The sequence below is a fragment of the Streptomyces sp. 1222.5 genome (assembly GCF_900105245.1).
GTDB classification, from domain to species: Bacteria; Actinomycetota; Actinomycetes; order Streptomycetales; family Streptomycetaceae; genus Streptomyces; species Streptomyces albidocamelliae.
On record NZ_FNSZ01000001.1, the window covers coordinates 2,038,679 to 2,052,483 of the forward strand.

Sequence of the window (13,805 nt, forward strand, 5' to 3'; positions counted from 1 at the left end):
ACACGCTCCCCGGCCTGCGGTTCATCATCCCGTTCGTCGACACCCGGCACCGGGTGTCGCTGCTGGTCGTCACCATGCCGATCCAGTCCCAGGGCAGCATCGCCCGGGACAACGTGAACGTCGACGTGTCGGCGGTCGCCTACTTTCGCGTCGTCGACGCCGGCGCTTCAACTGCGCAATCTCCAGAGCCTGGTGGAGATCGGTGTCGACCAGAACACCACCGTCGTCTCCCCTGCCCCCTCATGAGCACGATCGGCGAGCTCGGCTCCTTCCTCGCCCGGGAAACCGCAGCCGCCGCACCCACCGCGGCAGCACCACCGGCCGGCAACGGCCGCACCGACAAGCCTCTCAGTCCGGCCGGCTCCGCGCCCGGTACCGCAGCATGACCCGACTACGGCCCGCACCATCAGCGCACCGCGGTGGTGCCGGCGAGCGATCCGTGCCACCGGGGCGGACTCGCGGCCGACGTCAGTCACGCGCGCCCTCCGGGTACCCCGGCTGATGATGGGAGTACGGCCGAACACGCGGAGTTGATCATGACGGGTTGGCGGGTCAGGGACTACACCCAGGACGATCTCGAAGCGCTGATCCGTGTCGACATGGAGAGCGGCACGACCGAGGTGCCGCCGCTCTTCCCGCTCTCGGACGCCGTGACGGCCCTCCAGGCCCGCCATCCGGCTGTGGTGGCCACGGCCGACGACGCACTGATCGGCGCGGCGGTGAGCAGGGTGGAGGGCGAACGGGCATGGATCCTGCGCATCTGCCTGGCGCCCGGCTGGCGGCAGCGCGGGCTGGGCAGTGCCCTGGTCACCGCCCTTGAGCAACGGCTCTTCGCCGTGGGCGTCCGAGCGGTGCACGCCGTCCTGCCCGAGGGCGAGACCGGTGCCACCGCCCTGCGCAACTGCGACTTCGGCGCCCGCCCCGGGCTGGTCTTCTTCGAAAAGCGCGGGCCGGTGACTCCGCAGTCGGCCGACACGCTGTCCTCGCTCGGAGCCGAGCTGCCACCGGGGGGACTGTGGCAGAAGGTCGCGGGCATGCAACGGGAGAAGCGGCTCATCGAGCGACGCCTGGTCCTGCCGCTGGCCCATCCTGAACTGGCCGCCCAGCACGGAGTGGAACTGCCACGGGCGGTGATGCTGTTCGGCCCACCCGGGACCGGCAAGAGCACGTTCACGCATGCGATCGCCAGCCGCCTGGGATGGCCCTTCCTCGAACTGTTCCCCGCCCGTCTGGCCGCCGAGTACGGCCTGGCGACCGGGCTCAACCGGCGCTTCGACGAGATCGCCCGGCTCGACCGCGTCCTCGTCTTCATCGACGAGGTCGAGGAGATCGCCGGCGAACGCGGCGGCGCGGACGCGACCGCTGTCGGCGTCGTCAACGAACTGCTCAAAGCGATCGTCCGGTTCCGTAACCAGGACGGGCGGCTGCTCGTCTGCGCCACGAACAACGTCACCACGCTGGACTCCGCGTTCCTGCGCCACGGCCGCTTCGACTACGTCCTCCCGATCGGCCCTCCCGATCACACCGCCAGGACCGCACTGTGGGAGAGCTACCTGGCCCGAGCGGGGGCGCAGGCCGACAGCGAGGTACTCGCGTCCGCCAGCGAGGGGTTCACCCCCGCTGATATCGCCCATGCGGCGCGAACCGTCTCCCAGGCCCAGTTCGAGCGCACGTTCGACACCGGAACCCGGACCACCCCCACCACCGACGACTACCTGGACACGATCCGCGACACCAGGCCAACGGTCAGCGCCGCCATGGCTCAGGAATTCGCCCAGCAGACCGAGAAGTTCGCCCGCATCTAGGGTCCAGGCCGACGGGGAGTCGATCCGCGACGGACGTGTCAGGCCGACGTAGGCGGCGCGTCACCGCCCGTATCGATGAGGATCTGTCCGGCCTCGGTGACGTTGTCGGCCCGGACGGCCCTGGCCATCGCGGCGCGTGCCGCGTCGGGCGACGTGTCCGGAGGGACCAGCATCAGGGAGAAATGGTCCCGGTCGCCCCGGGTGATGAGGATGGTGTCGTCACCGACCGGGAAGAAATCGATATGCCGATCCTGACCGGCAACGACCGCCCCGACTTCCTGCGCCGCCAGGTCCTCACCGCACGCAACGTACGCGGCAGCTGGTTCACCGACCTCGCCCTGGGCAGCCTGAACCACCAGATCGAACACCACCTGTTCCCCAGCATGCCCAGCCCGCACCTGCGCAGGGCCCGACCCATCGTCCGCCGCTACTGCCGGGGCCTGGGAGTCGACTATCCGGAAACCGGACTGATCGCCTCCTACCGGCAAGCACTCGCCAGTCTCCACCGAGCAGGAGCGCCACTGCGGCGAGCCCGTATCAGCAGCGCCCGAGCATGACCCATCGGCGCCGGCGGTGGATGATCTCGCCACCCTGTCTGAACCAGGAGGCAATCCCGTCGAACCGCTTGCATGAGTCGGCAACTGTGAGCATCCAGATGTCCTCGCTGCTCCAGCGCCTTGTCCCGGTGCCGGCTGAAGTGATCCGGTGAAACCCAGCTGCCGGGACAGCCCCGTCGGCTTCCCGGCGGGGCTGCGTCGTCTCACGGCTCCCCTCCCATATGCATGGGCGCAATCGCGAATCCAGCGTCCCGCGGGCATCGCAGGAGCACGAACTGTGTGCGGAGCCGAACGCGGTCATGCGCGCAAGCACGGTCGAGATCACGGCGATGCCCCGCCGGAGCGCTCCGGTGGGGCTTCGTCTCATGGCTCCGAGCAGAAGCCCCGTCGGGGAATGGCTCCCGGACGGGCTTCACTGCTTCGCCCTCTCTCACACCGCTGTCACGAACTGAGCGGACACCCGCGAACCGCAGGTACCTGACCTGCAATTTTGTGCGCGCTCCGCAGCGGCTGGACACCCGTGGACGATCGTTACATTTCCCTGCGTCGGCGGGTGGAATACGGCCGATGTCGCGGCCGCGCATGCGATAGCCGCCGCGATGACCTCCGTGTGGTGGACGAGGCGGTCGATCATCGCGGCGGCGACGGTGTCGTCGCCGAAGACACCTCGCGGTTTCATGGCCCGTGACGGGGGCTTGACCCCAGCAGGCGGGCACCGCCGGGGGCGGCGCAGTCGGGACTTGTCCAGACACGTTTGCGATAGGGGCCGGAAGGAGTCAGAGTCTGAGGGGGCACAGGAGGCGACCGTGACCTTTCTCGCGATGTTTCTTCTCATCATCGGGGCGATTTTGATCCTGCTCGGGACGCTCCTGGTCGCCATCGGGGCAATCGTGATCTTCCTGGGGATTGTCCTGATCGCCATCGCTGCCTTCCTGCTGATCCGGAGAGTGCTGGGGCACCGACAGTAGAAGGGCAATGCCAGGCGAGTGTCTGTACGTGCGGGCCAAGTGGTGGCCTCGGTCTGGCCCGCGCCGAGGACGAGGCCGAGAAATGGGATCGCATCAAGCCGGATGCGTCGAGTGGTCGTTGCGCCTGGCTGGCCAGGCCGCGGTTTCCGTGCTGAGGACTGCGGCGGTGACCGGGCCCGGGACGTCGGTGGTTGCTGCGTCCGCCACGGCGTACCGGACGGCGCTGCTGTTCTTCGCCGGCCTGGCCATCGCCCTGCTCGTCGGCTTCCTGCTGCCGGTCTACCTGCTCACCCAGATTCGGCTCGCGGATTTCGACGATGCCTTTCCGCTGCCGCCCGGTTGTCAGATTCCGGCCCGTTCGGACCCACCGCGGCGAAGGGCCGGGGACTATGCTGATGAGCGGACGCCCAGGACCCCGGTGGACGCACGGCCTGCTGAGCACGATGCCACGGGAGCGGATTCTCGTCCGGACCCGTCGCATCTCCGAGGAGATCCCTGTCGGGCACCGAATCTCGGAGCGCGGAACCCCGACCTGGTGACCCACTCACGTCCTCGTACGCCCCGACCTCGGTCGCACCCCGCCGGGTACGAAGCCCCGCGCCTCGCGGACGGTGCCCGGTAGCGGTCCCGAGAACACCTGAACGGCTGGAACAGAGGTGTCATGCCATACTCTGCGGCTGCCCATCCGCCTGCGGGGCTCGCGTCCGCTCGCGCAGCCCTCGTCCCTTCCAGCGGGCGAGGGCGCCATGATCATCTCTCGGGCCCGCGGTCAGCCGTGGAGCGGAGGCGGTTGCGAGCAGCCCGCCGTGGAAGCGATGTGCCCGCGCCGGCTCAGCCGCCGGCACCCCGCCTGTTGGCGCGGGGATCTCGCGGGTCCGTCGCGGAGTCCCGCGCAGCGGCGTCCGGCGAAGATGCGCGCGAGCCGAGCCCGGAAGTCCGACCAGGACGTCTCGCCGTCGCCGTACGGCAGCCCGGATTCTCCGTGGTGGTCTCGGAGGCCGCGGCCCTGGAGGGCTGCGGGTTCGGATCTTCCCCGGGGTGGCGGCGCCGGCGGCTCCCCCACGCGGCCCCAGCCCCCCGTGCCGTACGAGGTGACGGCTTCGGGTGGCCGGGATTCGACGGAGCGCTGCCACCTGCCGTCGGAGGGATCACCGGCGCCGGCGCCGGCTTCACCGGGCTCCTGGTCCACCCGCACGAGCGGCATTGGGATGTGACCCGACGGTTGCGGGAACCGCTCCTCTCCGAGCGCCAGGCATCACTCGGTGTCGCCTTGGCGGACCGGGCCGACGAGCCGATCGTGGCCTCCCTCCGCTCCTGGCGCAGGAAAGGCGTCGGAAACGTCCGCGGGCCGGCCGACGGTGCCGTGTCCCTGGCGCTGATTCCCCCCTGGATCCGGTGGTCACCGTGATCCCCGGCAGCCGGTCGGCGCGGATCCAGGCTCTCGTGGCCGAGCAGGCGGCCCTGCGCGGCGCCCGGGTCGGCCTCCTCGACGTGTGTACGGCGGCGGTGGCGGCGCTGCCGGTCGGCGGGGCCGGGGTGTCCGCGATGTCCCGCGGCCGGGCGAGTCATCCGCTGTGCAGCACCGACTCCGTCAGTCAGCAGCTGGAAGAACTCCAGCTCACACTGGGCGAGGGGCCGTGCGTGGATGCCTTTGTCCTCGGATCCTCGGTCCTCTGCACCGACTTGTTGGCCGGTGAACTCCAGCGGCATTGGATGGTGTTCGCCGACGCGGCCCTGGAAGCCGGAGCCAGGGCGGTCTTCGCTTTCCCCCTGCAGATCGGTGCCATCAGCCCCGGCGTACTCGACCTGTACTCCAGCAGCTCGGTCGAGCTGGACGCGGACGAGGTGGCCGATGCGATGGCCTTCGCCGACACTGCCACGCTGCTTCTGCTCGACGCCGGGATCAGCGAGACGGGTGTCCCGTCCGACACCTGCGCCTCCGGCACCGACATGACCGGCACGGACCGGCCGGACGCCGCGTCCTTCGACGACCTGGGCGATTACCGGGCCGAGATCGACCAGGCCACCGGCATCCTCATGGTCCAGCTCGGCGTCGGCGTCGAGGAAGCCTTTATCCGGCTGCGCGCCCACGCGTACGCCCGGGGGACACGGATCTCGGTGGTCGCCGCCGACGTGGTCGCCCACCGGCTCCGCTTCTCCCCGGAGACCACACCGTCCGACGTGAGACCGCCGGATGCACGTCCTCCCGACTCGCAACCGCCGGATGCGCGACCGCCCGACGAGGAGCCCTGATGCTCACGCCCCACAAACAGAGGTGTGCACGATGAAGGAACAGCTGATGGCCCGGACGTTCGTCGAACTGGCGGACAGTCTCGTCGCCGACTTCGACCTCATGGACTTCCTGCGCCTGCTCACCGACCGCTGCGTCGATCTGCTCGACGCGAGTGCGGCGGGCGTCCTGCTCGCCGACCGCGACGGCGTGCTGCGCGTCATGGCCGCCTCCGACGAACGGGTGCGCCTCCTCGAACTCTTCCAGCTCCAGAACCACGAAGGCCCCTGCCTGGACTGCTTCCACACCGGGACCACCGTCTCCGTTCCCGACCTGCGCGACGAAGCGGCCCGCTGGCCTCTGTTCACCGCCCAGGCGCAGCGCCTCGGCTTCACCGCCGTCCAGGCGCTGCCCATGCGCCTGCGCGACGAGGCCGTCGGCGCACTCAACCTCTTCCACACCACCCCGGCGCCCATCAGCCCCGCCGCCACCCCCTTCGCACAGGCCCTCGCCGACGTCGCCACCATCAGCCTGCTGCAACAACGCACCACCGAGCGCAGCACCCTCCTCAACGAACAGCTGCAGACCGCCCTCAACAGCCGCGTCCTGATCGAACAGGCCAAGGGAAAGCTCGCCGAACGCCGCCACACGGACATGGAACGGGCCTTCACGACGCTGCGCGCCTACGCCCGCGCCCACAACCGCCGCCTGGCGGACGTCGCCCGCGCCTTCATCGACGAAACCGAGCACCTCCCCGGTCTCAGTCCGAGAAATTCCTGATCATCCCCTGCGAGAAGGGTTCGTCATGCCACTCGGCCCCACGACCGGGACCACCCTCGACACTCCGGGCACGCCCGACCGCCTCGACCAGGAGGAGCTGAGCGCTCTGGACGCCCATTGGCGGGCGGCGAACTACCTGGCCGTCGGGCAGATCTACCTCATGGCCAACCCTCTGCTGACCGAGCCATTGGCGCCTGAGCACGTCAAGCCGCGACTGCTCGGGCACTGGGGCACTTCACCGGGCCTGAATCTGGTCCACACCCACCTCAACAGGGTCGTCAAAGCGAGGAACCTGGACGCGATCTGTGTCTGGGGGCCCGGTCACGGCGGGCCGGCCGTGGTGGCGAACTCCTGGCTGGAGGGCAGCTACACCGAGACGTACCCGGACATCACGCGGGACGCGGCCGGCATGACCCGCCTCTTCCGGCAGTTCTCCTTCCCGGGCGGCATCCCCAGTCATGTCGCACCCGAGACCCCCGGATCGATCCACGAGGGCGGCGAGCTGGGCTACTCCCTCTCTCATGCCTACGGGGCCGCGTTCGACGATCCGGGGCTCCTGGTGGCCTGCGTGATCGGCGACGGTGAGGCCGAGACGGGCCCACTGGCCGCCTCCTGGCACTCGAACAAGTTCCTCGACCCGGTACGGGACGGTGCCGTCCTGCCGATCCTGCACCTCAACGGCTACAAGATCGCCAACCCGACGGTCCTGGCCCGGATACCGGAGCCCGAACTCGACTCCCTGCTCAGGGGATACGGCCACGAGCCCCTCCATGTCACCGGGGACGACCCTCACGCCGTCCACCAGACGATGGCTCGCGCCATGGACGAGGCCCTGGACCGTATCGCCGCCTTCCAGTACGCCGCCCGTGCCGGTTCCGTCATCACCGAACGCCCACGCTGGCCGGTGATCGTGCTGCGCACGCCCAAGGGCTGGACCGGGCCCGCCGAGGTCGACGGCCTCCCGGTGGAGGGCACCTGGCGAGCGCACCAGGTGCCGCTGCCGGCCGTACGCGAGAACCCGGACCATCTGCGGCAGTTGGAGCGATGGCTGCGCTCCTACCGGCCCGAGGAACTCTTCGACGAGCACGGACGCCCCCGGGAACAGGTCCTCGCCTGCGTCCCCGACGGCGCGCACCGCCTGGGCGCCAGCCCGCACACCAACGGCGGCCTGCTGCTGCACGACCTGCCCATGCCGCCCCTGGAGCGGTTCGCCGTCCCGGTCGACAGGCCCGGCGCGACGGCGCACGAGCCGACCCGCGTCCTCGGCGACCTGCTGGCGCAGGTGATGGCCGACACGGGCGAGCGGCGCGACTTCCGGCTGGTCGGGCCGGACGAGACGGCCTCCAACCGCCTTCAGGCCGTCTACGAGGCGAGCGGCAAGGCGTGGGAGGCCCAGGTACTGCCCACGGACGAGCACCTGGAGCGCGGCGGCCGGGTGGTGGAGATCCTCTCCGAACACACCTGTCAGGGCTGGCTGGAGGGCTATCTCCTCACCGGCCGGCATGGCCTGTTCTCCTGTTACGAGGCTTTCGTCCACATCGTCGACTCCATGGCGAACCAGCACATCAAGTGGCTGCGCGTCGCCCGCCGGCTCCCCTGGCGCCGCCCTATCGCCTCCCTCAACTACCTGCTGACCTCGCACGTGTGGCGCCAGGACAACAACGGCTTCTCGCATCAGGACCCCGGTTTCGTCGACCACGTACTGAACAAGTCGCCGGAGGTCGTGCGGGTCTACTATCCGCCGGACGCCAACACCCTGCTGTGCGTGGCGGATCACGTGCTGCGCAGCCGCGACTACGTCAACGTCGTCGTCGCGGGCAAGCAGCCCTGCTTCGACTGGCTCGACATCGACGCCGCCCGCGCGCACTGCGCCCGCGGCGCCGGCATCTGGGACTGGGCCGGCACCGAGTCCGAGCCCGGCGAGCCCGACGTGGTGCTCGCCTGCGCGGGCGACGTACCCACCCTCGAAGTGCTCGCCGCGGCCTCGCTGCTCCGTCACCATCTGCCCGAACTCGCGGTACGGGTGGTCAACGTCGTCGACATCGCCCGGCTCCTGCCCGCGGAGGAACATCCGCACGGGATGCCCGACAGCGAGTACGACGCGCTGTTCACCCCCGACAAGCCCGTCGTCTTCGCTTACCACGGCTATCCGTGGCTCATCCACCGGCTCGCCTACCGCCGGGCCAACCACCCGCACCTGCACGTGCGCGGGTACAAGGAGGAGGGCACGACCACGACCCCGTTCGACATGGTCGTACGCAACGACCTCGACCGTTACCGGCTGGTCATGGACGTGATCGACCGGGTGCCGGGCCTCGCGGTGCGCGCGGCAGCGCTGCGGCAGCGGATGGCCGACGTCCGTTACCTCCATCACGACTGGATCCGCGCCCATGGGGCGGACCTGCCCGAGGTCGCCGAATGGACCTGGAGTCAGTGACCACGGAGTCGGTGACCACCCGTGCGGCGGAGCTGCGGGTGGGGGACGCCGCCGCCGAGGACGCGGAGGCCGTGCTGGCCGCGCTCGCGAGCAGCCCCGACGGCCTGTCGGGGGGCGAGACGGGTGAGGCGGCCGAGCGGCTCGCGGCCTTCGGGCCGAACGCCGTACGCACGCACCATGTCCGCGTCCTGGCGGTCCTCGGGCGGCAGCTGCGCAGCGCCCTGCTGATCCTGCTGGCGGTGACGGCCGGGGTCTCGTACTTCTTCGGCGAGCGGACCGGCGCGATCATCATCGCGGGGATTCTGGTGCTGAGCGTGGCGCTGGGATTCGTGAACGAGTACCGGGCGGAGAAGGCGGCACAGGCCCTGCACTCGCGGGTGCGGCACACGGCCGTCGTGGTCAGGGACGGCGCGGCCGGCGAGGTCGACGTGACCGAGCTGGTGCCGGGCGACGTCGTGCATCTGACGCTGGGGCAGGTGGTGCCCGCGGATCTGCGCCTGCTGGAGTGCACGGCGTTCGCCTGCGACGAGAGCGTCCTCACCGGGGAGTCCGCCCCCGCCGACAAGGACCCGGAACCGGTCGCCGCGGGGGCGGCACTGGCCGAGCTGACCTCCTGCGCGCTGATGGGGACCGTGGTGCACGGGGGCAGCGCCACCGGAGTGGTCGTCGCCACCGGAGGCCGTGCCGAGTTCGGGCGCATCGCGCTGGGGCTGGGAGAACGGCAGCCGGAGACCGACTTCCAGGCGGGGCTGCGCCGCTTCTCCATGCTGCTCCTCAAAGTCGCCGCCGCCCTCACCACCGGGATCTTCGTCATCAACCTCCTGCTCCACCGCCCGCTGCTCGACGCTCTGCTCTTCTCGCTGGCCATCGCGGTGGGCATCACCCCGCAGCTGCTGCCCGCCGTGGTGAGCACGAGCCTGGCCACCGGCTCACGGCAGCTGGCGCGGCGCAAGGTCCTGGTCAAACGGCTGGTGTGCATCGAGGACCTGGGCGACATGGACGTCCTGGTCACCGACAAGACCGGCACGCTCACCGAGGGCCGCATCCGTTTCGAGGCGGCCCTCGACCCGGCCGGTACACCCTCCGACACGGTGCTGAAGCTGGGCCTGCTGGCCACTGAGGGCGACCTGGACCAGGTGGGCGGGAACGCGCTGGACGCCGCGCTGTGGCAGGCCACGGACACACCCCCGACCGGACACCACCGGCTCGCGCTGCTGCCCTTCGACCACGACCGGCAACTGGGCTCCGCGCTCGTCGAGCGTCCGGACGGCAGCCGCCTGCTCGTCGCCAAGGGCGCGCCCGAGGCGGTCCTGGCCCGCTGCGGTGACGTACCCGAGGAGGCCGCGGCGGTGCTCCAGGAGCACTTCGCGGCGGGCAGCCGGGTGGTCGCCGTGGCCACCCGGGACACGGGCGGGCAGACGTCCCTCACCGCCGCCGACGAATACCGCCTGCGTCTGGCCGGCTTCCTGGTCTTCCTCGACCCGCCCAAGACCGGCGCCGCCGCCTCACTGCGCCGCCTCGCCGACCTCGGCATCACCGTCAAGATCTGTACCGGTGACAACGCGCTCGTCGCCCAGAAGGTCTGCGCCGACCTCGGCATGCCGCCCGGCCGCGCCCTCACCGGCCAGGACATCGGTCAGCTGGACGACGACCAGCTGACCCGTGCGGCCGAGACCACCACCGTCTTCGCCCGCGTCTCGCCCCAGGACAAGGCCCGAGTCGTACGGGCGCTGCGGCGCCGAGGCCGGGACATCGGGTTCCTGGGCGACGGCGTGAACGACGCGCTGGCCCTGCACGCCGCCGACGTGGGGCTGTCCGTGGACACCGCGACCGACGTGGCCAAGGACGCGGCCGACGTCCTGCTCCTGGAGAAGGACCTCGGCGTCCTCGCCGCCGGGGTCACCGAGGGCCGCCGGATCTTCGCCAACACCATCAAGTACGTCCTGATGGGCACCTCCAGCAACTTCGGCAACATGTTCAGCGCGGCCGGAGCCTCCCTGGTGCTGCCGTTCCTGCCGATGCTGCCCTCGCAGATCCTGCTCAACAACCTTCTCTACGACGCAGGGCAGTTGACCATCCCCACCGACCACGTCGACCCGGAGCAGCTGCGCGCGCCCTCGCACTGGGACATCGCCTTCATCCGTCGCTTCATGCTCTTCTTCGGGCCCGTCAGCTCCCTCTTCGACTTCCTCACCTTCGCGGTCATGATCGAGGTCTTCCACACCGGCGCCGAGCTGTTCCGCTCCGGTTGGTTCGTGGAGTCCCTCGCCACGCAGGCGCTGGTCGTCTTCGCCATCCGCACGCGCCGGGTGCCGTTCTACCGCAGCCGGCCCAGCCGCCCCCTGCTGGTCAGCGCCATAGGTGTCGTCACCGTCGGTGTCGCACTGCCGATGTCCCCGCTCGCGGGACCACTCGGTTTCCAATCCCTGCCGCTCGGACTCGTCCTCGCCCTGGCCCTGATGGTCGTGCTCTACCTGGTACTGATCGAGGGCGCCAAACACGTCTTCTACGCCCGCGCCGACGCACGGGCCGCGCTTCCACCGGTACGCCACCGCACCCTCCGGCACCGCATCCAACGGCGTGCCGGCCGCTTCAGCCACCCCGGACCGCTGCGACCCTGGTGACACGCTGTCATCAGGGCCGTCAGCGGCACCCCCCACACCGAGACGATCACGTCACCCCGGGCGGCCCGGAACGGTCAACCGCTCAGGGATTCCTCGGCGTCCCGGCGCGTCGGCCAGTTGTCCCGCCGCTCCCGGGCCACCTCCGCACGGCTGCCGGCCCGCTCCCCGGGCAGGGAGACCGACGGTGTGAGGGCCGGTGCGGGGGTGGCGGGCTCGGGGATCAGGGCGCTGGTGGTCAGCGCGGGGCGCCTGGTGATCCGGTGCACGCGCCGTCCGGCCGACTCGCCGTCGGTTTCCCTGCTCTGGTGGTCGAAGAAGCGGAGCATCTCCACGGGGAACGGCATCACGAGGGTGCTGTTCTTCTCGGCAGAGACGTCCACCACCGTCTGCAGCAGCCGCAGTTGGAGTGCTCCGGGGGTGTCGGCCATCGTCGCGGCGGCGTCGGTCAGCCGCTGGGACGCCTGGAACTCTCCGTCGGCCGCGATGACCCGCGCGCGGCGTTCCCGCTCGGCCTCGGCCTGCTTGGACATCGAGCGCATCATCGACTCCGGAAGGGCTATGTCCTTGATCTCGACGCGTTCGATGCGCAGCCCCCAGGGCTCCTCGGTGGGGGCGTCCATCACCTTCTTGAGTTCCGCGTTGATGTGGTCGCGGTCGGAGAGCAGCGTGTCCAGGTCGGCCCTTCCGATGACCGAGCGGAGCGACGTCTGCGCGATCTGGGAGACGGCGGCAGGATAGTTGCGCACGTTCACCAGGGCCTTGACGGGGTCGATGACCTTGAAGTAGACGACCGCGTCGACGGTGAGCGTCACGTTGTCGGCGGTGATGGATCCTTGCGGCGGGATGCCGAGGACCTCGGTCTGGACGGACACCTTCCTCATCCGGTCCCCGATCGGCCGGATGACGCGCAGGCCCGGCCCGCGGATGTCCGGCAACAGCCGTCCGAAGCGGAACACCACGCCCTTCTCGTACTGCTGGACGTTGCGCACGCTCAGGGCGAGCAGGACCAGCCCGGCCACGGCGCACACCGCCAGCACGGTGATCAGAACACCCATGGTTCTCACTTTCCTTACGTCGATGACGGTCCCGGACCCGAGCGGTCCGGGAAGCACACGGCACGGGAGGACCCCGGCCTGTCGTCTGAGGTGCGGCCGGGGTCTCGGGCTGCTGTTGAGGCTCTGGTGGGTCGGCCCGGCTCAGCCGGGAGCACTCCGCGGTACACCGGTCCGGGCACCGCCGACTGTGGCCCCGGTGGCCGCTGGAGTGCGCACGGCCCTCACCTCGCCGTCGGCGGAACGTAAACGGCCGGGATCCGCGGGCGTGCAGCCGGATCGCGGACCTCGTGGTCTTCCTCGCAGTCCCAGGCCGCCTGAACGGCCGAGCCGGTCTCCGACACCGTGCGCAGGAGCGCCGCGTCCACCATCAGCCGGTCCACGTGCGAGGTGCGCAGGCAGTCTCTGCCGGCGGCCATCAGCCACAGGGCCGAGACGGGCGTCGGCTGCACCTGGCCGCCGAAGAGCACCGCCCCCAGGCCGGCCGGCCAATACGGGCGGTTCGTCAGGCCCCCGGTGATCAGCCCCGACAGCGGATCGGGCACGGCCGTCGGCGAGGAACCGGGAGGAGCGGAAGGGATCCGGAGTGACGTAGAGCAGGCCGGACTGCCGGGGATCGGCGTGGGGGAAATGGTCGCAGTCATGACGCGAACCCTGCTCCAGGCCGACCGAAACCGGCCCGGCGTGATCAAATCACCGAAAGTGACAACGACATGGAAGCCGATGCGCGAAATACCCTCGGTAACACCAGCGTACTCCGTCGACGGTCCGAGCGGACTCCCCGTCGGGTAGCGCGGCCGGTCCAGGGCCGGGCACGTGGGGCCTCCCCAGCCGGGTCCGGTGACAACACCCCCGGGCCCGCACCCGGGGGTGGTCAGAAGGCCACCGTCAACGGACTGCGACTCCCCAGCCCACTCTGTCCCGCACGACGGCGGCCATACTCTCCATGAGCCGCCCGGCCTCCGCGTCCGTGGCGGCGGGCGGCACCACCAGCAGGTCCCACCGGCCGCGGCCGGGCGCCAGCAGGCAGACGGTGGACGGGGAGCGCTGGGTGGTCGTCCGGCGCAGGCGTACGACCTGGTTGGCGACGAGCAGTCGGCCCGGGAACGGGGACCATACGGCCTCATCCACGAGGACGCTGGTGACCTGTCCCCAGGCGTGCGGCAGGACGCCCAGCAGCCCGGGCAGTTCGGACGCCAGGTCGGACGACTGGGGCCACCAGGCGCCGTCGATGCGCTGGGCCATGTGGCCCTGTGCCGGCTGGGGCACCAGGCGCAGGCGGACAGCGGACGTCGAGGAAGGCGGGGGCGGTGGGGCGAGTGTCATGGGAACTCCTGAAGGGGATGCGGTCG

At 70.5% G+C, this 13,805-nt stretch carries 10 protein-coding genes and 2 pseudogenes; 8 read left to right on the forward strand and 4 right to left on the reverse strand.

The genetic code is table 11. The features are described 5' to 3' along the window. Window positions 1–53 precede the first annotated feature (53 nt). Both BLW57_RS09190 and BLW57_RS09195 read left to right on the forward strand, forming a co-directional pair. Window positions 54–386 (forward strand): SPFH domain-containing protein, encoded by a 333-nt coding sequence (locus BLW57_RS09190; protein ID WP_256339443.1) that lies wholly within the window; start codon window positions 54–56, stop codon window positions 384–386. Window positions 387–536: 150 nt separating this feature from the next. Continuing rightward, window positions 537–1,805, forward strand: a complete 1,269-nt coding sequence (locus tag BLW57_RS09195) for an ATP-binding protein (protein ID WP_093473560.1) — start codon at window positions 537–539, stop codon at window positions 1,803–1,805. Window positions 1,806–1,843: 38 nt separating this feature from the next. Here the strand turns inward: BLW57_RS09195 and BLW57_RS09200 are convergent. After that, a pseudogene (locus BLW57_RS09200) lies at window positions 1,844–2,050 on the reverse strand (DUF5994 family protein); the annotation flags it as partial. Between BLW57_RS09200 and BLW57_RS09205 the strand changes: the two are divergent. From BLW57_RS09205 to mgtA, 6 genes and pseudogenes are all read left to right on the forward strand, one after another. Then, a pseudogene (locus BLW57_RS09205) lies at window positions 2,048–2,362 on the forward strand (fatty acid desaturase); the annotation flags it as partial. The pseudogenes BLW57_RS09200 and BLW57_RS09205 sit on opposite strands and share 3 nt — an antisense overlap. An 806-nt stretch (window positions 2,363–3,168) precedes the next feature. After that, window positions 3,169–3,330, forward strand: a complete 162-nt coding sequence (locus BLW57_RS41325) for a hypothetical protein (RefSeq protein ID WP_176985520.1) — start codon at window positions 3,169–3,171, stop codon at window positions 3,328–3,330. A 1,386-nt stretch (window positions 3,331–4,716) separates the two neighbouring features. After that, complete coding sequence (locus BLW57_RS09215) at window positions 4,717–5,583, forward strand: GAF and ANTAR domain-containing protein (protein ID WP_371127851.1); 867 nt, start codon at window positions 4,717–4,719, stop codon at window positions 5,581–5,583. Between the two features lie 31 nt (window positions 5,584–5,614). After that, a complete protein-coding gene (locus BLW57_RS09220) occupies window positions 5,615–6,340 on the forward strand; it encodes a GAF and ANTAR domain-containing protein (RefSeq protein ID WP_093480617.1) in 726 nt (241 codons plus the stop codon). A 25-nt stretch (window positions 6,341–6,365) separates the two neighbouring features. Beyond that, on the forward strand, window positions 6,366–8,777 hold the full coding sequence (locus BLW57_RS09225) for a phosphoketolase family protein (protein ID WP_093473563.1): 2,412 nt from the start codon (window positions 6,366–6,368) through the stop codon (window positions 8,775–8,777). Then, a complete protein-coding gene (mgtA, locus tag BLW57_RS09230; RefSeq protein WP_256339444.1) occupies window positions 8,759–11,401 on the forward strand; it encodes a magnesium-translocating P-type ATPase in 2,643 nt (880 codons plus the stop codon). Before BLW57_RS09225 ends, mgtA begins: the two co-directional genes overlap by 19 nt. 74 nt (window positions 11,402–11,475) lie before the next feature. On the opposite strand, the gene BLW57_RS09235 is transcribed toward mgtA, so the two are convergent. From BLW57_RS09235 to BLW57_RS09245, 3 genes are all read right to left on the reverse strand, one after another. Beyond that, window positions 11,476–12,456, reverse strand: a complete 981-nt coding sequence (locus tag BLW57_RS09235; protein ID WP_093473565.1) for a slipin family protein — start codon at window positions 12,454–12,456, stop codon at window positions 11,476–11,478. A gap of 221 nt (window positions 12,457–12,677) precedes the next feature. Beyond that, window positions 12,678–12,998 carry a hypothetical protein gene (locus BLW57_RS09240; protein WP_101377012.1) on the reverse strand — a complete coding sequence of 107 codons (321 nt, stop codon included), beginning with the start codon at window positions 12,996–12,998 and terminating at the stop codon, window positions 12,678–12,680. 343 nt (window positions 12,999–13,341) lie between these two features. Further along, window positions 13,342–13,779, reverse strand: coding sequence for a DUF5994 family protein (locus BLW57_RS09245; protein ID WP_093473569.1), 438 nt, complete (start codon window positions 13,777–13,779; stop codon window positions 13,342–13,344). Between the last annotated feature and the right edge of the window lie 26 nt (window positions 13,780–13,805).

Excerpts from the sequence above, each read along its gene's own strand:
- BLW57_RS09195 (WP_093473560.1), top strand. The coding sequence starts at position 537 with ATGACGGGTTGGCGGGTCAGGGACTACACCCAGGACGATCTCGAAGCG.
- BLW57_RS09220 (WP_093480617.1), top strand. The coding sequence starts at position 5,615 with ATGAAGGAACAGCTGATGGCCCGGACGTTCGTCGAACTGGCGGACAGT.
- BLW57_RS09225 (WP_093473563.1), top strand. The coding sequence starts at position 6,366 with ATGCCACTCGGCCCCACGACCGGGACCACCCTCGACACTCCGGGCACG.
- mgtA (WP_256339444.1), top strand. The coding sequence starts at position 8,759 with ATGGACCTGGAGTCAGTGACCACGGAGTCGGTGACCACCCGTGCGGCG.
- BLW57_RS09235 (WP_093473565.1), bottom strand. The coding sequence starts at position 12,456 with ATGGGTGTTCTGATCACCGTGCTGGCGGTGTGCGCCGTGGCCGGGCTG.
- BLW57_RS09245 (WP_093473569.1), bottom strand. The coding sequence starts at position 13,779 with ATGACACTCGCCCCACCGCCCCCGCCTTCCTCGACGTCCGCTGTCCGC.